Origin of the sequence: Paenibacillus lignilyticus, from assembly GCF_017942085.1 — a bacterium.
Lineage (GTDB): Bacteria > Bacillota > Bacilli > Paenibacillales > Paenibacillaceae > Paenibacillus_Z > Paenibacillus_Z lignilyticus.
In genome coordinates, this window is sequence record NZ_JAGKSP010000002.1 from 503,150 (window position 1) to 525,821 (window position 22,672).

Below are 22,672 nucleotides of genomic sequence, written 5' to 3' on the forward strand. Positions count from 1 at the left end.
CTTCCCTCCTTTAGAAGAGACGGTATTTAAACAAACGGTAAGCGATCAAGTAAGAGGTGGCTATTAACACAAAAGATACGAGCGACTTCAACAATCCGACTGCTGTAGAAGGGCCGTATTGCGCCTGAAGCAAGCCCATCCGATAGACCATCGTGTCGATGATATCCCCTGATTCATAGACCTGCGGGCTGTAGAGGTTGAAAATTTGATCGAATCCGGCATCCAGAACGCTCCCCAAACTCAATACCATGAGTAGAATGATGATCATATGCATACCAGGCAGCGTGACATGCCAGGTTTGTTTCCATCTTCCCGCTCCATCAACTGCTGCCGCTTCATAGAGCGAAGGATCTATGCTCGTAATCGCCGCCAGATAAATTACCGTATTGAAACCGAATGTTTTCCAAACATCGGATGCGACCATCGTAAATGGAAACCACGAATTTTCGCCCAAAAAATAAATCGGATCTACGCCGAATAAACCCAGAAACGAATTCACGATGCCATCCGAAGGCGACAATATATCGATCATAATGCCGCCCAATATAATCCAGGACAGAAAATAAGGAAAATAAATGATCGTCTGCGTTGTACGCTTAAACAGCATATTGCGTACCTCATTAAGCAAGAGCGCGAAAGTGATGGGCACGAGGAGATTTGCGACGATCTTCATAACCGCGATGAATATGGTATTCCATACCACATTCCAAATGTTTGGCATCGCAAAAACGTATTGTATGTTATCCAGACCCGTCCACTTCTGACCGCCGAAAAGACCTTTGAGCGGTATGAAGTTTTGGAATGCAATCGAAACCCCGACCATCGGGATATAAGCAAATATCACAATTAGAATTAGACCCGGAAGAAGCATCAAGTGCAGCGGAAGCTCTCTTTTTTTTCGGTAATTAATCTTTTTGCCGCCGCCGGTTTCAACCGGTTTTTCAGTCGCTAATTCCATGGAACACCCTCATTCCATACCTTTTTTTGTAAACAGCCGTGCAAGCGCCACCATTAGGGGTGACACTTGCACGGAATCATTGCAGCTTTATTTTTTGGCGACCATCGCGTTTATTTCTTCCGTTACTTGTTCGCCGCCAAGCGAATTCCACTTGGAGACCATGTCATCGAATCCTTTCTCGGCTTCGGTCTTACCTTGAATGATGCTTGTAAGCGTCGTTACGAGCAGCTCATCCATGGAGCTGCCGCGCGCGACTTCCGTTGGAGACGGAGCGCCTAAATAAGCATCCCACATGACTTGGTCCGGATAGGAGCTGTCAACGAAATTAAACGGCGTGTCGCCGGGGCCGAACATCATATTAATGGACCAGTTCCCTTGTTTGATCGCATCGTAGAAGCCTTTGCCGGAACCGGTCAAACTGTCGGTCGTATTGTCGGCTACCGCCTTCTTGATATCCTGATGCGCTTTAAGGTCGATCATCGGATCGAGCGAGTATACAGGGGACATCCACCAGATGCCTTGAACGTCGTCTGCGGTGAACCATTTATTATAATCGGGACTTTCGCCAAACAGCTGCTCCACATAGAGGTTCATCATCTTGATCAGGTTCTCGGGATGTTTAGTTCCTTTCTTGATTACCATCCAGCCGTCGGCCGATATTTTCAACGGAATTGTTGCTGGCTCTCCGGATTTAGTAGGAAGCGGCACCGTAATCCACTTCGCATTCTTGTCATTAGCAAGTGTCTTCTCTGCTGTGAATGCCATCCAGTGCGGACCGTAGAACATGCCTGTTTTTCCGGCTACGACGGATTCCATCGCTTTTCCGTTGTCTTTGGAACCAAATTCCTTGTCCAGCAAGCCTTCTTTAAACATCTTCTGAAGTAATGATAAGGGCTCTTTCATTTCCGGCTGCACGATACCGCGCTGCACCTTGCCGTCTTTCTCGATCCAGTTGAGAGGGAAAGCGTCATAAGCCCAGAACAGGCCTTGCAGGTTATAGCGGAAATCGCTATCGATTTCAAGTCCGAGCGTATCGGCTTTTCCGTTGCCGTCCGGATCATTCTTTACGAATGCCGTTGCGATATTGTAGACGTCTTCGATTGTTTTCGGACGTTCAAGACCGAGCTTGTTCAGCCAATCCTCCCGGATCCACAGATGGCTGTAGCCATTCGTCGAAGGCATCTTGATTGGGAAGCCGTAAATTTTGCCATCAAACGTAACCGGCTCGAACACGCGCTTCGTTTCGCTCTCGATGATGCTCTTCAATAAATCGGATGCATACTCATCGTAGATGGAACCGATCTCTTCAACGGCTCCCGCTTCCATCAGCTGCTGCATGTCTGATGCTTGACCGACTTGGAAAATATCCGGAAGATCGCCGGAAGCCATCGCCAGCTTAAGCTTCTGATCGTAAGAAGTACTGTCGGACAGCATTTTGTAATCCACGGAAATGTTTAATTGATCTTTGAACAATCGAGTCCAGCGGTTATCGGCAAGTTTTTCTCCGGTGTTTTTTTCCAGCTTTGCTACGTTCTCGTCGTTTGGATTCATGTTGCGCCCCATTGTGTACGTGATCGCTTCCTGAGAATCTGCTGTGTCCGAATCATTGTTTGTGCCCGTATCTCCTCCATTATTCGATGAACAACCGACAACGAGAACCATTACGAGTGCCAAACAGGCTATCCACAACTTTTTTGCCATTCCCAAGCCCTCCCCTAATTCACTCAAAGCCAATCTGTGAGATTTGATCGGCTCGCATCTGAAGCGCTTACAAGGTGCGTTCGCAAGGCTATACTACCAGATATTTATCATGTATACAATTATAATTTTATGTGTATTTGTATTGTATACAATAACTCGAAACCCGCTTGTCGACTGATGTTTTCTTCCGTGGAACGGCTACGAATAAGCGTGAAACTTGTTGATTTACGCCTGGACCGCATGCTGTCGCATTATGCAATTTCCAGCCAAAAAAAAGCAAGAATCGAAGTTAGAAGCTCACTCGATTCTTGCTTTTCGGGGTAACTATAAAGGAATCCGATCCCAATGTCGATGCTGGGCGATCGCTTCAATAAACGACGTGAAGAATGCGGCGTCAGCGTTTTCTTGTCCGGTAAGCAAAACACCGATTGGCTGCGCCTCATCGCTTCCTACAGCATGTGCCGCGTCTGCGGCAGTAAGAAGACGCACGCCGTCTCCTACAGCAGCAATCGTCTTGTAATGCTGAAACGCTTCCCGGACAAATCCCGCTGAAGCAACGTCGCTAAGCAGCTCATCCGCGCCTTGCTTTCCTCCGCAAACATAGACGGCGTCATATAATACGGATGCAGCCGTAAGCAGCGATTGCTGCGGCTCGATTAGCGTACCATCATTACCGCTTACCGGTGCATGGGTTTTAGCCACAATGTCCGCTGTTACTTTCGCTGCGGTCAACGCTTTTAACAGTGCTTGAACCTCTGCCGTGTTGTAACCCGTCCCGAGCATTACCGCAACCTTGCGCGTGGCAGCTGTCTTGGTCTTCGTCATCATGCTAAGTGCAGGAGATATTGCCGTCGGTGCCGCCGCAACGCCTTTGGTCGGCGTTGCTCCGATGCCTTCGGCAATCCGCTCCGCGAGTTCCTCTGCCACCTGGCTGAACACATCCACGACGCGTTGCTTAACTTGTTTTGACATCACTTTGCCCAGCTCGAAACGGAATGCGTCTACGATCTGACTTTGCTCGATCGGAGACATACTATGCCAGAACATCGACGCTTGGCTGAAATGATCGTCAAAGCTATTGCTTCTGGCCTTAATCTTCCGCCCTTCCACTTTCTCCTCGTAGTGGCGATAACCACCCTCGTTCGGAGGTACCTGCGCCGGATCATTATTGGCCAAGCTGTTCTTATGATAGCTCGTCTGCCCCGGATTGATTGTCATCCGGTGCATGCCGTCGCGTTGGTTGTTATGCACAGGGGCGATGGGACGATTAATCGGAATCTCCGCAAAATTCGGGCCGCCGAGACGAAGCAGCTGCGTATCGCTATACGAGAATAACCTTCCTTGCAGCAAAGGATCGTTCGTGAAATCAATACCGGGAACTAGATGACCCACATGGAATGCGACTTGTTCCGTCTCCGCGAAGAAATTATCCGTGTTCCGGTTCAGAGTCATTTTCCCAACGATTTGCACCGGAACCATCTCCTCCGGCCACAGCTTCGTCGCGTCCAATATATCGAAATCGAAGCTGAATTCATCTTCCTCCTTCAAGATTTGAACGCCGAGCTCGAATTCAGGGTAGTTGCCCTGCTCAATTGCATTCCACAAATCACGGCGGTTGAAATCCGGATCCTTGCCGGCTACCTTCTGCGTCTCATCCCATACCAACGAGTGCACGCCCAGCTTCGGCTTCCAGTGGAACTTGACGAAATGGGACTTGCCTTGCTCATTGATGAATCGGAATGTATGGACACCGAACCCTTCCATCATGCGGAAGCTGCGAGGCAGCGCTCGTCCCGACATGACCCACATAATCATATGGGCGGTTTCCGTATTCGTGCCTACGAAATCCCAAAACGTATCATGCGCTGACGAAGCTTGCGGAATCTCGTTAGGCGGCTCGGGCTTAACCGCATGTATGAAGTCGGGGAACTTAACCGCATCTTGTATGAAGAACACCGGCATATTGTTGCCGACGAGATCATAGTTCCCTTCCTCTGTATAAAACTTAACGGCAAAACCGCGTACGTCCCGTACCGTATCGCTTGAGCCCCGTGACCCTGCCACCGTGGAGAATCTAACAAACAACGGCGTCCGCACCGAAGTATCGGTTAAGAACTTCGCCTTGGTGTACTTGGCTAGCGATTCGTACAGCTCAAATTCGCCATGCGCACCGAAGCCTCTCGCATGCACCACGCGTTCGGGAATACGCTCATGATCAAAATGAGTCATCTTCTCCCGGAAGTGGAAGTCTTCCATTATAGTCGGCCCGCGCGGACCAACCTTCAGGGAGTGCTCGTCATCCTCGACTCGCAAGCCCTGATTCGTCGTTAGAGCCTCGCCATTATCGATTACGCGATAGGCATCCAACTGCTTCTGCTTGATGTTATCCTTCTCGTTCATGTGCAATGCCTCCACTTCAAGATTAGGCATAATATCCGCAGTTCAACTCCGATTTATCCCTGTTTTGGGCTATATAGGAAAATCAGAGCAATTGTCACCCTGTCAGCACCGGCAAATAAAAAAACTGCCGACATATTGTCGGCAGCCAGACTGTAAGGCTCAGTTTACCCGAGAAGATCGCTCGCCACAAATTCTAACGGTTGCCAGTGTGCCTAATCCCCCTATTTTCGGCCTTCTGAAACAACCCAAATTAGACCAATTAAGCGCTAAGACAACCGTTAGGGCACAGCCGCTTCACCTTGGAAGGGGATGCATCTATGGAAGAAATATTCAGCCGCGAACGAGCGTAACGGCGATCGTTCTCTCGCCGGCGGCGACCGGCTGCCGTTCCTCAAGCACGATGCGATGCATGCGGTCGCCCCAGTTTCTTCTCAGTCGGCTGTCCATGTCATCGATCTTCTCGATTCGCGCGCGAAGATGCTCGGCGTCGTAGCGGAGGACCGCCTGCTTGCCAGGCGCGTAAGTCAGCAGGATCTCGCCTCTGCCCTCGCCGCCGATTATAGGCTCGCAAGGTGTAATCAACGAATGGAACATTTCCGCCGGAGCGCCGTCCTTCATGGTAAATACGTCATCTACTGTCACGGAGGGGACGCCGTCCCGATTCAGCCGAACCGTACGCTCCCAAGCCGCAATGCCTGCTTCCTCCGGATACGCGCCGGCGATATCCATTCGAAGCTCGGAGCGGCCTCCTTGCTGCGAATATTCCGCATGGCGCGCCTTGTACCGTCCGCCGTCGCGCTGCAGCACCCCGCGCACCGTGGGCAGGTTATGGTACTGCGATTGCAAATACCAAAGCTCATAGCGCCGCGCGCTGAACGTCTGCGCTTTGTATTCCTCCGTGCCTAAATCTACGAGCAGCGGATAGCCGTCGGCGAACACGAGGAAGCTGCCGACGTCGTTATGGTTATGCGCCTCCCCGTTGTTGCCGCCTTTGGCCGCGACGTATAAGCCTTGCTCGGTGCCTTCCTGCTCCCTTGCGGTCATCACTTGGGTAACGCCGAACCAGGCATCCCGCATATAAGGCGCCTTCCATTCTTGCGCAAGCCTCTCCTTCTCGACGAACAAATCCCGCGTATAGGCATAAAGGTTAAACCAAATTCGCGTGCTCGGATCGCCGCTTGGCGGCATGCTGGCCCCGAGACGGACGAGCGACTCATCCCCCGCGCTAACGCCGTAGCGATATACGCTCCCGCCTCCCGGACTCGCCTTCGCATCGCAATCGGCGAAAGCGGCGTAATAATCGCCATGAATGTGTACTTTGGGCATATAAGCGCCAATATCCTTAACGATCTGCTCCCCGAAAATATCGAAACGTCCTTGTGAAGCCAGCGACAGCATCTCCAGACATTCATAGAGGCCGCCCGCCGCCGCGATCCAATATGACGGTCCTTCGTCGCAGCAGCCGTCAGCGGGGTAAGTCGCGATGAACGCGTCGAGGCTTCTCAGCACCTTGGCGATTCCCGCGCTTCTGACCTCCGGATCTTCCTCGATGAGCAGGAATCCCGCCAGCACCGGGCCGTTGCACCATGGATTCCAGTTGTTGATCCGCTCGCCGGGAGTGAAGCCTTGCCACCAGTAATCATCGTGCTCAAGGTAAGGCGTTAACACCCGCTCCTTCGTCTCCCGGACGATACGCTCGTTAATTCGCGGGCTGATCGCGTCGAACTTGCTTCCAAGCAAATAGCGGGTCCATAGGAGAAGCCGCGCCGTTTCCACAGATGACAGCTCGACTCCGTTTTCCGTACTGCTGGGGATGCTCTCTTGCTTATCGAATTCCTTCCAGTGGCTGCGATGGCCGGGGGGCACCCAAGTCGTCTCCTCGCAGATGGCGAACATCCCGTTTAATATTTGATCAACGTATTTGCCTTCGCCTTCCATGCATTCGGCGATGACGAGAATGCCGAGCACGCTTCTCCGTTCGAAGTAGGCGAGACTGAGGCGCGACAGGTCGCCGCTCGTCCAATAGGCGCGATAGTCAGACACCTTAAGCGCCGGCCACCCATAATCCGCATAACGGTCCGCTTGCCGCAGCCAACTCTCTCTTTTCTCAGCTGAAATCGATCCCCAGCCTTCGCGGTCTTCCGCCTTCGGAAATGGCGCGTAAGGACCTTCTCCGAAGCCAAGCTCCTCAAGCCGCGCCGACCCATATCGTTCATATAACATCGTTCGACCTCCCGTTTCGAATAAGCATCAAAGAAAACCGCCCTACTCCGAAGAAAAGGACGGCTAACCTTGCAACGCCTTATTCCTTGACGCTTCCAAGCGTCATGCCGCTCATGAAATACCGCTGCAGGAACGGATAGACGCACAGCACCGGCACCATGCCGAGGAATATTTGGGCCGCGCGCACCGAGCGATCGTTCAACTGCGATAACAATAGAATCATCGAAGGATCGGATATGGAGGACATATCCATCCGGACGACAATGGTCTGTAAGTAGCTGGCAAGCGGATAGTGGATCGGATCGTTCATATAGATGAGCCCATAGAACCATTCGTTCCAATGCGTGACGATCGCGAACAGCGTTACCGTTGCAATCGACGGCATCGAGAGCGGCACGATAATGCGCCAGAGCGTCTGCCAATGTCCGGCGCCGTCGATATAAGCCGACTCCGACAGTTCCTTCGGCAAGCCTCTGAAGAAGTTGAGCATCAGAATGACATTGAATACCGGAAGCGCCCCAGGGAGAACAAGCGCCCAGAGACTGTCCAGCATATGCAAATTACGGACAACCATATAAGACGGAATTAATCCGCCGGAGAACAACATCGTGAAGACGAAGAACCAAGCGTATCCCGTCCGGAACTTCAAGTTCGCCGCTTCCTTGGACAGCGGATAGGCCGTAAGCATCGTTAACAGCATGTTAATGGAGACGCCAAGCGCCACGCGCTTTGCCGATATGCCCATCGAGATCAGAAACTCCTGCTTCCTCGCTACAAACTCGTACGCCTTCGTAGTGAAATCGATCGGCCATAAGGTAACTTTGCCCGCTTCGATCGCGGCAGCCGAGCTTAAGGAAACGGAGAAGACGTTAATCAACGGCAGAAGACATATGAGAGACAAGACCGCAAGCAAAGTATAGTTGAAGCCTACGAACACCTTGCGACTCCATGAGTAGGGTTGAATCATAACAATCCTCCTTGCGACTTATCAGAAGATGCGATAATTTGCGAAACGGTAGGCCGCGAGATAAGACAACGAAATGAGGATGAGCGAGATGATCGACTTGAACAGTCCGACGGCAGTCGCTACTCCATATTGGGCACCGGCCAGTCCGATCCGGTAAACGTACGTGTCGAGAATGTCGCCGGTGGAATAGACGGATGGGCTATACAGGTTGAAGACTTGGTCGAAGCCGGCGTTCAGAACGTTGCCGAGCGCGAGCGTTGTAAGCAAGATCGTGATCGGAATGATCGCGGGAATCGTTACGTTAAGCGTTTGTTTCCAGCGGTTAGCCCCATCCAGGACGGCGGCTTCGTACAGCGACGGATTTACTGCGGTAATGGCAGCCAGGTAGACAATCGTTCCGAAACCGAATTCCTTCAATACGTCGGTTCCCGCCAGCACGTAAGGAAACCATTTATCGTTGCCGAGGAAGAACACTTTATCGAACCCCAGCCAAGAGAGGAACTGATTCACGATCCCGGATGTCGGAGAGAGCACATCCAGCAAGATGCCGGCCATAATGACCCAAGACAGGAAGTGCGGCATGTAGACGATCGTTTGGACGGTGCGCTTGAAGTACTTGATCCTGATTTCATTTAATAGAAGCGCGGTAATGAGCGGCGTGAACAAGCCGCCGACGATTTTCATGAATGCGATGAATACCGTATTCCTTAGAACTTCCCTTGTCTCGGACAAATGGTAGATATATTTGAAATGTTCGAATCCGACCCATTCGGACTGAAAGATCCCTTTAACCGGAATAAAGTTCTGGAATGCGATGACGAGGCCGGCCATCGGGCCATAGCTGAATATCAGCGCAATAATCAGCCCCGGAACCAACATCAGATGCAACGGCCATTCCAATCCCCAATTTCTGCGGCTCAATCGATTCCCCTCCTGCCATGATACAAAGAAGGGATAGCGGCTAGCGGTTAGCCCCTATCCCCCCTAATACGTATTATCGAACCTGACCGCTTGCGTTGACTTCGTCGAGAATCTCCTGACCGCCGGATTTCAGCCAGTTTGCCGCCCACTCATCGAAGTAATCGAGCGGCTTGGAGCCCATGATGATTGAGGTCATCATCTTGACTTCTTCATCGCGAAGCGAAGGACCTTTGGCGATCATCGTCGTTGTCGGATTGCCTACATACGCTGACTGGAAGACCTGGTTATTGTCGCTGTACTGTCCCAGAAGGCTGAATACCCCGCCCGCAGACCACAGTTTGTTCGCAGCCCACATGTCCTTGTCGCCGGCTTCGAATTTGGCCACCTGATCGTAATATTGCTTCTGTTCGTCGTTCAGCGCGGACGTGTCGCCGGATTGCTTAGCGGCTTGAACCGCGGCAGCCGCCTTCGGATTGTTGCCCGGCGAGCCTCCGCGGACCGGCGAAAGACCGAAGACGCCGAAATCCTTGCCGTCTACCGTAACCGTGTGGTAATTTTTGTCGAAGTGTCCGTATAGCTTTTCAATATACGTGTTCAGCATCAAGATTGGAGCTTCCGGATGCTCGGCCTTCTTGCTTACGACATAGAAGTGCGAAGGCAACCCGGTCATGCTTTGCGAGAGCGCCGGCTGATCGTCTGCCGATACGAGCGGATAGATGCCCCAATCCGAGCCGGGAACGTCTTTGAACATATTATTGATCGGCCACGTCGGCACCCAGAACGCGCCGAACGTCATGCCGACTTTGCCGGATGTGACGAGCTCTGCGGACTTCATGCCGTCGATGACGCTGAATTCCGGATAGATCGCGCCTTGCTTGAACAGGTCGGCCAGCTTGCCGAGAGCGGTCTTCACTTCCGGCTGAGTGTCGGCCCACTGTGCCTTGCCGTCCGCGTCTTTAATAAAGTTCAGACTCGTGGCCGAGCCCTTCGTCGGATTAAACGGATACGCGTGGTAGCCGTTGAAGAAGCCGTCAAGACCGGACCAGCCGTTGAACAGGTTTAAGTCGAGGCTTAATCCGTACGTATCGTTCTTGCCGTTCTTGTCCGGATCGTTCTTCGTGAACGCCAAGGCGATATTGATGACATCCTCCATCGTCTTCGGCGGTTGCAGCCCTACATTCTCCAGCCAGTCTTTGCGAATATAGATGAGTTGGGTATCGGTGATATCTCCGCCGTCTGCCGGAATACCCATGAGTTTGCCGTCCATCGTTGCCGCTTTGAGCCTCACGCCGTTGTTTGCTTCCATCGAGCCCTTCGTCAAATCGGAAGCGTACGTGTTATAGGCATCGGTCAAATCGGCGATCGTGCCGGCTTCTACGAGGATCTGGAACTGCTGAGCGTCGACTTCCATGAAGTCCGGCATATCGCCGGATGCCATCGTTACGGCAACCTTGTTCTGATACTGCGCAGCGTTTACTTTCCAGACGTTCTTCAAATTGATGCCGAGATCTTCTTGAAACGTCTTGACCCAGATGTTGGAGTCGAGCGAATCGCCGGGCGGCAGCTCTGCGGCCGAATTGACCGAGCGCACCGTCGTGACTTCGATCGGAGGATCGTATTTGCCGGTCGGGCCGTCCGGAGTGGTTGCTGCTTGGCTTGCATTTGCATTTTTGTTTGCATTTTTGTTTGCATTTTTGCTTGCATTATCGCTTGCGCTTGCGTTTGACGAATTACCGGCATTGGAAGCTGTGTTGTCCTTGTTGTTGTCGCTGCATGCTGTAACAGTAACCATGATAAGCAGTAATGAAAGTATGGCCGAGCCTTTCACTTTCGCTTTCGTATTTGTCGACATCAGCTGCTTTCCTCCCCTAATTTCTGCATCAATATGTGCTACGCTTTCATTATGAAGTCAGCAAGACGCCAAGAATATAATAAAGCGATTACATTCCTTATCCTTTTATATCTATTTCAGCGAATCACGGTATTCCTGAGGGGTCAACAAGGTTGCTTTTTTGAATAAACGGGTGAAATAAGACGGCGAATCGTATCCGATCCGCATGCCGACCTCATGAATCTTAAGCGCGCTCTCGCCGAGCAGCCGCTTCGCTCTATCGACTCTCGTCCTCGTGATGTAGTCGCTGATGTTATGGCCCGTCTTCTGTTTATACAATCTGGAGAGGTAAAAAGGCGTTAAGTAGACGTGCTCGGCCAGACGGTTCAGCGTCAGATCCCCGTCGATATTCCTCTCCACGTACCGATGAATCTGCTCTACGACTTCGCTCGTCTCTTGCTCGTTTCCGCCATCCATGCGTTCGAACAACAAATTCGCCAGCTCGCGGAAAAAGTCGGAAGCTTCCCTCCACGAACGATGCTCCCGGATCGAGAAAAGCTTGCCCGGGATGGCCTGTCCGCCGGCTGCGCCCAGCGCCTCGAACCGATTCAGATGCGGAATGAAGATCGCGGCAAGCTCGTAGAAAACCTCGAGCGGCAAGCCCGCCTCCAGCGTCGCCGACTCGCCTACGGCTTCCGAAATCCCGTCGAACAGCTGCTCGAATTTCGCCCGTTCCTTCTGCATCAAGTATTGGTCGAGCATCCGAATGCGCTTGACCTTGCTTCGCGCTTCCTCGTCTCCGCTTGACTTCGCCCGGTCGTCCGACAGCAGCATCTGGCTGCCGAGTCCAAGCCCGCGGCCGAACAACTGCGACAGCCGCTCGTATTTAGGCGCGAGCGTGTCCCACTCGAACGGCTCGCTGGACACGACGAAAGAGCACGTAAGCTTCAAGTAATGGCTGCAGGCGGTTTGCACGGATTCGAGCATGCCCAGCAAGTAAGCGTGTAAGGCGGCTTCCGGATTGGGATCCGAGGCGGAACCTGCGTGCAGGTGCGGTTTACCGGCGATCGCCTGACGATACCCCGACTCCGCCTTCGGCTGCAGCAGCCAGATCAGCCGTTCGTGATCGCCTCTGAAGTGCGTCAATTCGAATTCATGCGCGAAAAATTCTTCGAAGATGTTATTGATCGAATAGGCGAACAGCACTTTATCGCCACCCGTCGCATCCTCGCGCCATCGGTCGATCCGGCCAACGGCCATGACCACCGGCAAGTCGGGATCGAGCGGCACTTCGAACTGGGCGAACCGCTCTTTCCGGACGGCGAACGAAGAAGCTTCCCCTTCCAGCAGACCGGTCAAATACTCCTTGCGCAGCGCCGGTATGGCCAGCTTAAGCGACGAACGAGCGCTCTCGATCAGCCCTTCGTAGGTCACTTCCTCGGCAATGACGCGAATGGCCTTCTCGACCGAGGAGATGATCGAATCGTCTCCTTCCGTCTTCAGGACGTAATCGATCGCTCCCCCGCGGATCGACGACTGGATATAATCGAACTCGTTATAACCGGTTAGGAAAATCGACTTGCAACGCGGCCAGAGACGCAGCACCTCCTTCTGCAGCTCGATGCCGTTCATCTCCGGCATCTCGATATCCGTCAGCAGAATGTCGATGCGCAGCTTCCTCGCGATCGCAAAAGCTTCCATGCCATCGAACGCCTGATAGACCTCCAATGGATATTCAGACTGCAAGAATAGCTCGCTTAAACCTTCGACGATGATAGGCTCATCGTCAACGATCAACAGACGGTACATGCTGTCACTCTCCTCTCGCGTCATTGGTATCTGAGGGTTCCGCGGCTTTGCCCAAAGACTGGGGCATCGGCAGCATCAGCGTCGCTTTCATGCCGCCCATTTCGCCGCGGGCAACGGACACGCCGTACTCGCCGCCGAACCGAATTTTCAAACGGCGGTGTACGTTCAGCATGCCGGTGTACTCCATATTCGCTCCCTGATTCACTAGATTCGCTTCGATCGACTGGAGGTCGGCATTCGTCAGCTTCTCTCCGTTATCCTCGACCGACATGAGCAATTTGCCATCCTGCTCGATCATCGTCACGGCGATTCTGCCGTCCCTGCGCTTGGTCTCTAGCCCGTATTGGTATGCATTCTCGATAAACGGCTGCAGGATGAGCCGAGGAACGCGCATGTCGCCGCAGCCTGCGGGCAGTTCGCCGAATTCGACGGTAATGCGGCTCTTGGCGAAGCGGATATTCTGAATTTCCACATAGGTGCGAGAGTGTTTAATTTCCGCATCGAGCGGCACATCGTCGGAGCCGTTGCGAGTAATGTACTGAAAGTATTCGCCGAGGTGCTGGCTGAACTGGATGACGCTGTCATTATCGTTCATCTTCGCCAAGCGGTATAGAATAAAATAAGTGTTGTATAAGAAGTGCGGATTGATCTGCGACTGCAATTGCTTCAGCTCCGATGTCTGGGCGCGCAGCTTCTGCTCGTACACTTCATGAATCAGCACCTTAAGATTGTCCGTCATCATATTGAACCGTTGGAACAAGTAGAGGAACTCATCGCGGGACTTCGGCAGCGGCATCGGCTCCATCATCCCCGCCTCCACCTTGCGGAATCCGGTGATCATCCGATGCAGAGGCTTGCGAATGAGCTGATACAGCCAATAAGAGTAAGCGACGATAAAGACGAGCGAGACGAATGACAGCAGCCATAGCAGCATTCGATATTTGTCGATCGGTCCGAGCATTTCGGACGACGGCACATAGGCGATCAGATAGTAGCCGAACGTAGGTGAGCGCTTAAAGGCGACAAAATAAGAGCTGTTTCCCGCCGAGATTTGCTTATAGTCTTCGTCGGCGCTGTCCTCGGGACGGTTTTTCAAGTAATTCGAAAGTTCTTTCCTAAGTTCTTCGTCGGATTGGTTGCCCAAGATCCAGCCGTTCTCCGGATTGACCAGCATCGCTCCAGAATTCTTGTAGTCGGAGAAGTTCTGCAGCGACTGCTTCATCATCTCCTGGTTGATCTCGATCGAGAGCGCGAATGTTTCTTTCATATTCGGCAGATCGGAGCCGGGATAGGCGATCGCCATGAACAGCCGGTCTTTCCAGAAGTAATTGCCGACGCCCCGGAGCTTGGATACGGTAGCGACAGCTTCATAATCGGGATCAATCGTGTCGCTGATCGTTTCGTCGCTCGATATCGTTCGCTTCAGCGTCAGAATGTGAGCGTTTACGGTCTTGATGTAGAGGCTCGAGTTCTTGATCAGCTGCAGCTTTTCCTGGATGCGCTGCACCGTTTCCGTCCATACTCCGATCGTCATCGTATTGCTGATAAATGTGGCGTGCTGGATGTCTTTGTCGATTGCGTATTGCTGCAGCAGCCCCTTCATCAGCTCATTTTCGACCTCGAGCGAGTTGAGGTAGAAATCGACCTTCGACTTGAGCGATTTCGACAATTCCTCGCGGACGCTCTTCTCGCCCAGCTGGTTCATCCCGAGACCGATGCCGTAGATCGGAGCGACCACAAGCAGGAACGCGATGATCAGCTTCGGAAATATCGTCATTCTCCACTGTCGTTTCCGAAAAATTTTCATTTCGAGCAGTTTCTCCTCTCCGATGTCGAACAATCGTATTGTCGCAAATCAGTCTTTTCACCTAATTATAAAGCGCTTTCGACAGGAATACGACCATTTATCTCCAGTTCCAAGCGATCGACTCTTCCGAAAAACACATGACAATGGGGCTGCCGCATGGTCAGCCCCTACCGATTAAGACCTTTATTTTCTTACTAACAGAACGCCGACGATCTCATTCAGGTCCTTATCGCTTATGCATAAAGTCACTTTTCCGCTATGATCGGCAGTCGAAACCCTTGTCGTTTCGCCCTCATCGGGATGACGGAATTCAATAACGGCTTCGAAAACTCCCTCAATGGCAAGAGTGCCTGGCGCAAACGGGATACAAGCCAGCTCCGAGCAATGTATAATATCCTGATCATCTTGAGCGATAAGCGCCCAGTCCCCCGTGAATCGGATGCCGGACACTTGCGAAAAAGCCTTCTCGTCGCCTGATGCATGTCTTAATGCGAGGGCGGTTATGCTGTCTCGGCCCGTATGCGATTCCACCCGTCCCCATGACCGGATGACCGGCTCGCGGCTTACATCTCCGAAGTCTGCGTCCAGCCATAACGGAGTCCATCCGCTTCCGCGCCTGCGCCACTTGTCGAGCGCAAGCCAGCGGAGCCGCTGCGAGGCGGTCATCGCCTTGCCGGTACGATCGGTAGCTCCGAGCGTCAAGCCGTTGGTGCCGACAACGGCCGTATTGAGCAAAATCCGCTCCAACGTGTCCCAATAATAGCCTGTCGACGTATTGATCAACATGCCGCGGCGCGCCGCGAGTGCCGACCACATGCAGCGCTGATTGTGCCCAAGTGCCTCGTACTCCGCGCTGTCTCCGGCGTCGCCCAGATCATCGATATTGATCACGTCGAAATAGTCGTGAAGCAGCGGATGCAGCCCATAATAAATAATCGTGATATCCGGCTTTGCTTCCTTGGCCGCGCCCGTAATGATCTTGAGCAGTTCCGAGCAAAGCCGTTCTCCCCGGAATTCCGGACGACGCGGCACGCTTACGTCCGGCCCGGGCAGCCCATAGCCGAAATCCAACTTCAGCGCTACGGGATTCAACCGGTTGACGACGGACCTGGTCCGTTCCGCTAGAAACGACCTGGTCCGCTCCGAGCTGGGATCCAAGCAGTAATGATAGGACTCGCCGTATATCGGATCGCCCGACCAGCGCCAGAGCCTCGGCTTCCCGTCCGCTCCGCAGAGGAGATCCCTATCGGTCAGACCGAACGCCTCAGGCTGGTCAATCCAGCCGATAGACTGCCATACCGCAAGTTCGAAGCCTTCTGCCTGCATATGCGCAATATCTCGGTCAAACTCCGGAAACCGGTTATAGTCCGGAATTCCGCTGCTGTCGCAAGTCTCCCAATATTCGTCGAGTACGATCATATCGGCAGGAGCCGATCGCGAAATCCGTTCCGTAATGGCCCTCAGATTAAACTGCCCTTCCTTAAAATCGCCCCATGTACATACAAACGATTTCGCATGAATGGACGATTTAGGACCGTTGACCGGAAAGGTTTGATACAGCCGGTCGTAGGCATCGAATCCATTCGCCCCCCAAGCAAGTCTGAGCGGCTCGCTCCAGCTTCGGTTGAGCAAGTCAGGTGCTTCCCACAAATCCTCCCTGTATAAATACTGCAAACAAGCGGTGGCGGACTTTAACTGCAACGATAGCGCCGCATCCGGGATCTCTCCGGGTCCGAACGACATCCATCCGTCACCGCCTCCCATCGCCGCGGCATACAGCGGCCTCGGGTAAGCAGCCGCATACGACGTACCCATCGCATCGCCATAGCTGCCGAGAGGCAGCAGGGCATCGCCCATATCAAAAAAACGCCAGAAGCTGCGCGTCGGATTCGTGCCTGCGCACGGCAGGCAGTACCCCTCCGCCTTCCAGTTCGGCCAGAAAGGCTTGGCCAGCGATGGCGCTGCCCTGCGTTGCATATCCGTCATTCGCTTAGTTCCGAAATAGAGCGCTACGATAGAGGCCGGCCGATGCCATTCCACTTCCAGACCGGCAAATCGGATTCCCCATGCTTCGCTAATCACTTGAAGGGAGCCTCTGCCAAACTCGCCGAATGCAAGCTCGATCTCGTAGCGAGAATCCGAAAGCGCCGACACATTCGAGGCAATCGCATCCGTATAAGAAGTCAGTCCGTTTTCATCCGCCAACTCAAAAGAAGGAAGCAGACTTCCTTGCCACACGATGCGGCCGTCCCGTTCTAGTACGGCCTGGTCCTTATCGGTTTTCCAACTAAACAACATCTGCTCTGCAGCGATTTGAACGTCCGGTAATGGTTTCACCTTATCCTCCCATTTCGTATCTCGTACGTATTTGCATCCTTCTATATTGAATGGTGGCTCAGGCCATGGATATAGTCTATAAATGACTTCTCTTGCATTTTCATATCCGATTCCCGACTCCGGTTTTGGTGCCGCGCTGTCGATTACATGACGGGAAAGTTAAGCGGAGTTTGGGGAATCGCCGACCATTGAAGAAAGGCACCCGATCGGGTGCCTTTCTCATAGGTATGCGGTTCGCGGAACGCACGCAGCCTAATCTGGCTTGATGCAAGGCAACGTCCAGCTCGCGGCAGCCAGCCCCGGAGCCGATGCCTCAATGGCAATCGTTCCCGGATCCCGCCCCGCCCGCACGACGGCGGCTGCGATTCCGCGGTAGGCACGGCAGCTCGCGGAACGGTAGCTCTCGCTGCTCGTCGCGTCCGCCGAGTAAACGCCGAGCAGGCTGCCGCTGCCTTGCACCGTGACGGAAATCGAATGTGCGGCGTCAGGCACAAGGTGGCCATCCTCGTCGACGACAAGGATACGCAACTCCGCGAAGTCCCTTCCGTCCGCGGTCAACCGTTCGGCGTCGCAGCTCAGTTTCAGCCGTACCGCGCCTCCTGCGGTAACCAGTTGGTCCTCGCATACGCGCTGCCCTTCGCTCAGGCCGACTGCAACGAGCGTTCCGGGAACATAATCGACGTCCAGTTCAATCGCGCGGTAACCTTCCGTATCCTTCGCCAATACCCCGAGCGAGCGTCCGTTCAGGAACAGTTCCGCCTCGGCGCAGTTGGTGAAGGCGTATACCGTCTTGCGTTCGCCTTCGTTCCAGTTCCAATGAAACTGCGAATTCATGTAGGCTAACGCTTCACCGGCAGCGGGAACGGGTTGCTTGACGGCAAGCCGAACGAATGGCTCTTCGCTCCAGATGCTTCGGCGGTAGTGGTACTCTCCTCGCGCCGTGCCGACCGAATCGATAAGCCCGAACGCCCAGCCGCGTCGGCCTCCTGCGAGTGCGGAGATATCGAACGTATTGCCCAAAGCGGAGTCTTCGCCGAGCACGTCGGCGCCTTCTCCCAAATAATCGATGCCGACCCACAGGAACTGTCCGATGACGTAGCGATGCTGCATAATGCGCTTCCAGTGCTCCGGCTCGAATTCCGTCTCTGAACCGAGCAGCGCAAGATCCGGACGCTCCGCGTGAATGCGTTCATAGTACGCGTCGCCTTCCCGGCTGGCGATATAGTTATATCCCGGCACGTCCACCAAATCCATGATGCCTTCTCGCAAGTTCAACAGGTGATTGCCTTCCGCGCATACGGTTACGGGCCGGGTGTCGTCCTCCTCCTTGCAGATCTCGACCAATCTGCGCAAAATGGGGATTCCCTCGTCGAAGTAGAGATCCGGAATCTCGTTGCCCACGCTCCACATGACGACGCTCGGATGGTTGCGGTCTCGCTTAATCATCGCCCGAAGGTCGGTCTCGTACCATTGGTCGAAGTAGAGCGAATACCCGTAGGTGTTCTTGCCGTACGGCGAATCCGAGTAGCCGCGTTCCCAGCCTAACCGCCATTCGTCGAACGCTTCGTCCATGACCATCATGCCGAGGAAGTCGCACGCATGATAAAATTCCGCCTGGAAAGGGTGATGCGACGTGCGGACTGCGTTGCACCCGGCTTCCTTCAGCATGGCCAGCCTGCTCGCCCAAGTACGCGTCTGAACCGCACCGCCGAAAATCGCCGCGTCCTGGTGCAAGCAGACGCCTTTGATTATCGTCTCGATTCCGTTCAGTTCGAAACCCTCGGCCGTAAACGATAACGTGCGAATGCCAAGCGGGGTCAGCACGTCGTCCGCCGGCTCGTCCTCGACGAACAGCACGGAGCGGACCCGGTACAGGTTCGGCTGGTCCGGGCTCCATAGATCGGGTTCCAACACGCGCAGCCGCTGCTCGAACCGATGTTTGCCGAACTGCGGCACGATCGTCTCCGCCTCGGCTACGGCCACCTCGCAGCCTTCCGAATCAAGGATCGTCGTTCTCAGTCGGCAGTTTTTGCTGATTTCGTTATTGTCCGCCATTCCCTTCCCTTGCCAGACGAAAGCGTTCCACTTCGTCTCGGGATAACGCCCTACGGAGATGTTCGTTGCGACTGAAATTAAGGCGCCCTCCGAGTCGATGGACTCCGTTCTTGCGACCACGCCCCATACGTCAATGTGCAAGGGGGCGGCGACAATTAACTGCACGCGGCGGAACAGCCCGTTTCCTTGATAGGATCTGCCGAACGGCTGCAGAGAAGCATCCACTTTGACGGCAAGGACATTCTCCTCCCCGGCGGGGCGAAGATGCGGCGTAAGATCATGCCAGAATGGCGTATATGCGTAGGGATGCGTCCCGAGGCAGCGACCGTTCACCCACACCTCGGCGTTCATCGCGGCTCCGTCGAGCATTAGGTAACGTTTGCCGCCTGAATGCCGATGCGGAGAAACGAACGGCAATCGGTACCACAAGACGCCCGAGCGAACGTACCCGTTCGCCGGATAAGCGGCGTCGAAATCCGATTCCGCCGAATCGTCGTGCGGTAGCTGCACGATCCGCCAAGCCGAGTCGTCATAGCCGGCCGCTTGCGCGCCCGGTGCGTCTCCCGCATGGAAGCGCCAATTTTCCTCCAAGGATGCAATGCTGCGGTAATCGGTGCCTTCAAGCATCCGCTCCACATACGAGATGGTAGATTCTATTGTTCTATTAGTCATGTTCCATAGACTCCTTCGCGCGGTCTCTCAAGCCTACTCTCGATTCGCCGGAAAGCGATCTGCGCCATCCGCCAGCCAGACGTCCCCCGTCTGCCGGCCCGCTCCCGTATCGCGGATAAGATTATCCTTCAGTTCATTGTCGATGGATCCGGCGTTCACGAAGAATCCGAATCCGTCGTTGTCTTCGATCACGTTGCGGAGCCACTTGTTGCGGTTCGCCCCGTTGGATGCCTTCTCCGGTCGAAAATAGACGCCGCTATTCCCGTTGCCGCGAATGACGTTGTCGGCGAACCGGTTGTCGGAGTCCTTATGTCCGATAGAGATTCCCGACACGGCGTTATGTTCCAGCACGTTGCGCTCGAATTCGCCGAACTGGACGCGCCAGCAGATGAACAGCCCCGCCGTGCCGTTGCCGACGCAAGTATTATCCTTGACGCGCGAGGAATGCGAGCCGGCGCCGGGATGCAGCCCCGATCCTGTGCAGCCGCGTACGTCGCAGTGCAGCACCGAGATATTTTCGGTAATCTGCCAACTTATTCCATCGCCATTGAAGTCGCGCACGAAGACGCGCTCGATCATGCAGTCGCGTGCCTTCTTCAGATAAATCCCGCCCGCTCGGCAGCCTCCGATCGGCTCGTTGGCCGCCTTGTTGCCGTCGATCGCAAGGTCGCGCACGCGGACCTGCTCGACGTCCACCGCCTCGATGATCGGGCAGGCGTTCGTTGCCATGCCGCCGTCGTCGGTGCGGTAATCGCGCTCAAGATGCCGGTCGAAGCGCAGCACATTGCCATCCACCGCTGTAATGGTTGCCGTGCTTTCGTCCCAGCCCCATTTTTGCGACTCGTCGAATATTTGCAGCCCCATCCCTACGCGGAAGCCGCTGGCATCCGCCACCTCCACGCGCAGCTCCCCGTAGTCGGCGTCGACGATGAACGGGCTCTTGAAGCCGTCCGTCTTCCGCAGAACCGTCTCCGGTCCGGCGCCGGTCAGCGTGACCCGATCCGTCAGGCGAATCGGTCCGTATATGTCATAAACGCCTTTATCCAACCGCACGATGCCTCCGCCGCGGCCGGTCGCTTCATCTACCGCCAACTGAATCGCCATCGACGTAAAACCCGGATAGTCGCTTTGCGAACCTCCCGCGGTCACTTCGATCGTGCGATTGCGCAGCATCGGATCTCTCAGCCCCATCTCTCTCATCCTCTCGGTTTCCTCGTTATATACTCTCCTAAATCGTCGTCTACCAGAATAGCTCCATGCGTCCCCGCAGCTTCGCGAGCGCTTCTACGAAGAAATAATCGCCATAGATCAGTGATTCATCTACAAATACACCGCGCGAGTAGTAACCGGTTGCATGCCTCAGCAGGCCTTCATGCTCGTCGCCCCAGTCCGCATAGCGGTCGCACAGCGACCGGACGATCCGCTCGGCCGATGTCCGGCACCAAGCGGCATCTTCGACTCCTGCTCCTCCGCCATCTTCCATAAGGTCTGCCAGCTCCAGCAAACCGGACGCCGCGATCGCCGCCGCGGACGAATCTCTCGGCATCGACTCCCGGTCGGCTTCCGACAGGAAGAAGTCCCAGTACGGAACGGCGTCTTCCGGCAGCCGCGAGACGAAGAACCGAGCTACCATCAGCGCGGCTTCGCGATACCGGGCCTCACCCGTGTACCGATAGCTGAGCGCGAAGCCGTACAGCGCCCAGGAAGCTCCGCGCGCCCAAGCGGAATCCGCGGCGTAGCCTTGCCCGGCCAGCGACTCGATCGGCGCCCCGGTATCCGGATCGTAGCGGACAATATGGCAGACCGAGCCGTCCGGACGAAGAAAATCGCGCAGGACGGAATCGGCATGCCGGATCGCGATGTGCTTATACCGCGGATCCTTGATCTCGCGTCCGGCCCAATACAGCAGCGGCAAATTCATCAGACAGTCAATGATCGCCCAGCCGGTATGATCTTCTTCGTCCCAATTCGGCCAGGCGCGAATGAACTCGCCTTGCGGATTGTACCGTCCGGCAAGGAGATTGGCCGCGATGAGCGCATGCCGCTTCGCATCGGAATCTCCCCCGCGCCCTGACGCCTCAGCCAGACGATGCTGGGCAACGCTGCTCAAGCTAAACATGAAGCCGACGTCGTGATGCAGCAGGTCGTAAGTCTGCAGCGTCTCCGCGAGCTGACGCTCGCACGCTTCGGCGACACGCCGCAGCTCCTCATCGCCGTTCTCGCGATATGCAAGCCACAACAGCCCTGGCCAGAAGCCGGCGACCCAGTCGTGCGTCAGCCCCTTAACGTATCGTCCGTTTGTCGTTCCGTTCGGAAAGGCCGCTCCAATCGTCCTGGCACTCCGGCCGATTTTTGCTTCCGCCCGGCTCCAAGCCTCATCCGCCCAGCTCAAATCCCGTTTCAAACCGTGGTGTAACTTATGCTCCGTCATGCTTCCAGCCTTCCTTCCCTGACTGCGAAAGATTGTCCTTACATCTCCGGCTTTGCCGTATGTATTTATTATAAAATCACTGCATTGCCGAACCTTATAGTAATATTTAAAGAATCGCTGTCTTTTCATAACCTTTTAACGGGTACCCAGTGGCTCGGCGTCGCAAAACCATGTATCGCAGGGACGATCATCTCGTCATCCTCAAAGGAGAAACGCCCATGGTTTCGCCAACGTGGGAGGGCGAGAGTCGTAAAATCCGACTCTCAGCGGCGAAACCGCGGGAAAAGACGCCGAGAGTCGGAAAACCCGTCTCTCAGCTTCGAAAAGCCCATGGTTTCGCCAACGTGGGAGGGCGAGAGTCGTAAAATCCGACTCTCAGCGGCGAAACCGCGGGAAAAAGATGCCGAGAGTCGGAATACCCGTCTCTCAGCTTCGAAAAGCCCATGGTTTCGCCAATGGTGGGAGGGCGAAAGTGGGCTTTGAAACATAACGCGGGCTTGCGTATTCGCGGGAGAAAACCTCCCGATGATCGCAAGCCCGCGTTATTTTTTCAGGTGAAC

13 protein-coding genes are annotated in these 22,672 nt (G+C 54.5%); all 13 read right to left on the reverse strand.

From position 1 onward, the window contains the following. Positions 1-10: 10 nt before the first annotated feature. The 13 genes from I8J30_RS07400 to I8J30_RS07460 all read right to left on the reverse strand — a co-directional run bounded on the left by I8J30_RS07400 (position 11) and on the right by I8J30_RS07460 (position 22,112). The gene (locus I8J30_RS07400) at positions 11-958 is read right to left on the reverse strand and encodes an ABC transporter permease (protein WP_210656802.1); all 948 of its coding nucleotides are present in this window, start codon (positions 956-958) and stop codon (positions 11-13) included. A gap of 87 nt (positions 959-1,045) precedes the next feature. Beyond that, positions 1,046-2,659 carry an extracellular solute-binding protein gene (locus tag I8J30_RS07405; protein ID WP_210656805.1) on the reverse strand — a complete coding sequence of 538 codons (1,614 nt, stop codon included), beginning with the start codon at positions 2,657-2,659 and terminating at the stop codon, positions 1,046-1,048. A gap of 324 nt (positions 2,660-2,983) precedes the next feature. Further along, a complete protein-coding gene (locus I8J30_RS07410; RefSeq protein ID WP_210656807.1) occupies positions 2,984-5,059 on the reverse strand; it encodes a catalase in 2,076 nt (691 codons plus the stop codon). Between the two features lie 330 nt (positions 5,060-5,389). Continuing rightward, complete coding sequence (locus I8J30_RS07415; RefSeq protein WP_210656809.1) at positions 5,390-7,282, reverse strand: heparinase II/III domain-containing protein; 1,893 nt, start codon at positions 7,280-7,282, stop codon at positions 5,390-5,392. A gap of 79 nt (positions 7,283-7,361) precedes the next feature. After that, entirely contained in the window at positions 7,362-8,249 is an 888-nt protein-coding gene (locus tag I8J30_RS07420; protein WP_210656811.1) for a carbohydrate ABC transporter permease, read from the reverse strand. 21 nt (positions 8,250-8,270) lie between these two features. Then, a complete protein-coding gene (locus I8J30_RS07425) occupies positions 8,271-9,170 on the reverse strand; it encodes an ABC transporter permease (RefSeq protein ID WP_420831211.1) in 900 nt (299 codons plus the stop codon). Positions 9,171-9,243: 73 nt separating this feature from the next. Beyond that, positions 9,244-11,022, reverse strand: coding sequence for a type 2 periplasmic-binding domain-containing protein (locus I8J30_RS07430; RefSeq protein ID WP_210656813.1), 1,779 nt, complete (start codon positions 11,020-11,022; stop codon positions 9,244-9,246). A gap of 111 nt (positions 11,023-11,133) precedes the next feature. Further along, positions 11,134-12,810, reverse strand: coding sequence for a response regulator (locus tag I8J30_RS07435; protein WP_210656814.1), 1,677 nt, complete (start codon positions 12,808-12,810; stop codon positions 11,134-11,136). 4 nt (positions 12,811-12,814) lie between these two features. Next, positions 12,815-14,617, reverse strand: coding sequence for a sensor histidine kinase (locus I8J30_RS07440; protein WP_210656815.1), 1,803 nt, complete (start codon positions 14,615-14,617; stop codon positions 12,815-12,817). A gap of 183 nt (positions 14,618-14,800) precedes the next feature. Continuing rightward, positions 14,801-16,954, reverse strand: coding sequence for a hypothetical protein (locus I8J30_RS07445; protein WP_210656817.1), 2,154 nt, complete (start codon positions 16,952-16,954; stop codon positions 14,801-14,803). 252 nt (positions 16,955-17,206) lie between these two features. Next, complete coding sequence (locus I8J30_RS07450; protein WP_210656819.1) at positions 17,207-19,681, reverse strand: glycoside hydrolase family 2 TIM barrel-domain containing protein; 2,475 nt, start codon at positions 19,679-19,681, stop codon at positions 17,207-17,209. Positions 19,682-19,714: 33 nt separating this feature from the next. After that, a complete protein-coding gene (locus I8J30_RS07455; RefSeq protein ID WP_210656821.1) occupies positions 19,715-20,872 on the reverse strand; it encodes a right-handed parallel beta-helix repeat-containing protein in 1,158 nt (385 codons plus the stop codon). Between the two features lie 49 nt (positions 20,873-20,921). Then, entirely contained in the window at positions 20,922-22,112 is a 1,191-nt protein-coding gene (locus tag I8J30_RS07460; RefSeq protein WP_210656823.1) for a glycoside hydrolase family 88 protein, read from the reverse strand. Positions 22,113-22,672: the final 560 nt, after the last annotated feature.

Excerpts from the sequence above, each read along its gene's own strand:
- I8J30_RS07400 (WP_210656802.1), bottom strand. The coding sequence starts at position 958 with ATGGAATTAGCGACTGAAAAACCGGTTGAAACCGGCGGCGGCAAAAAG.
- I8J30_RS07405 (WP_210656805.1), bottom strand. The coding sequence starts at position 2,659 with ATGGCAAAAAAGTTGTGGATAGCCTGTTTGGCACTCGTAATGGTTCTC.
- I8J30_RS07410 (WP_210656807.1), bottom strand. The coding sequence starts at position 5,059 with ATGAACGAGAAGGATAACATCAAGCAGAAGCAGTTGGATGCCTATCGC.
- I8J30_RS07415 (WP_210656809.1), bottom strand. The coding sequence starts at position 7,282 with ATGTTATATGAACGATATGGGTCGGCGCGGCTTGAGGAGCTTGGCTTC.
- I8J30_RS07420 (WP_210656811.1), bottom strand. The coding sequence starts at position 8,249 with ATGATTCAACCCTACTCATGGAGTCGCAAGGTGTTCGTAGGCTTCAAC.
- I8J30_RS07430 (WP_210656813.1), bottom strand. The coding sequence starts at position 11,022 with ATGTCGACAAATACGAAAGCGAAAGTGAAAGGCTCGGCCATACTTTCA.
- I8J30_RS07435 (WP_210656814.1), bottom strand. The coding sequence starts at position 12,810 with ATGTACCGTCTGTTGATCGTTGACGATGAGCCTATCATCGTCGAAGGT.
- I8J30_RS07440 (WP_210656815.1), bottom strand. The coding sequence starts at position 14,617 with ATGAAAATTTTTCGGAAACGACAGTGGAGAATGACGATATTTCCGAAG.
- I8J30_RS07450 (WP_210656819.1), bottom strand. The coding sequence starts at position 19,681 with ATGACTAATAGAACAATAGAATCTACCATCTCGTATGTGGAGCGGATG.
- I8J30_RS07455 (WP_210656821.1), bottom strand. The coding sequence starts at position 20,872 with ATGGGGCTGAGAGATCCGATGCTGCGCAATCGCACGATCGAAGTGACC.
- I8J30_RS07460 (WP_210656823.1), bottom strand. The coding sequence starts at position 22,112 with ATGACGGAGCATAAGTTACACCACGGTTTGAAACGGGATTTGAGCTGG.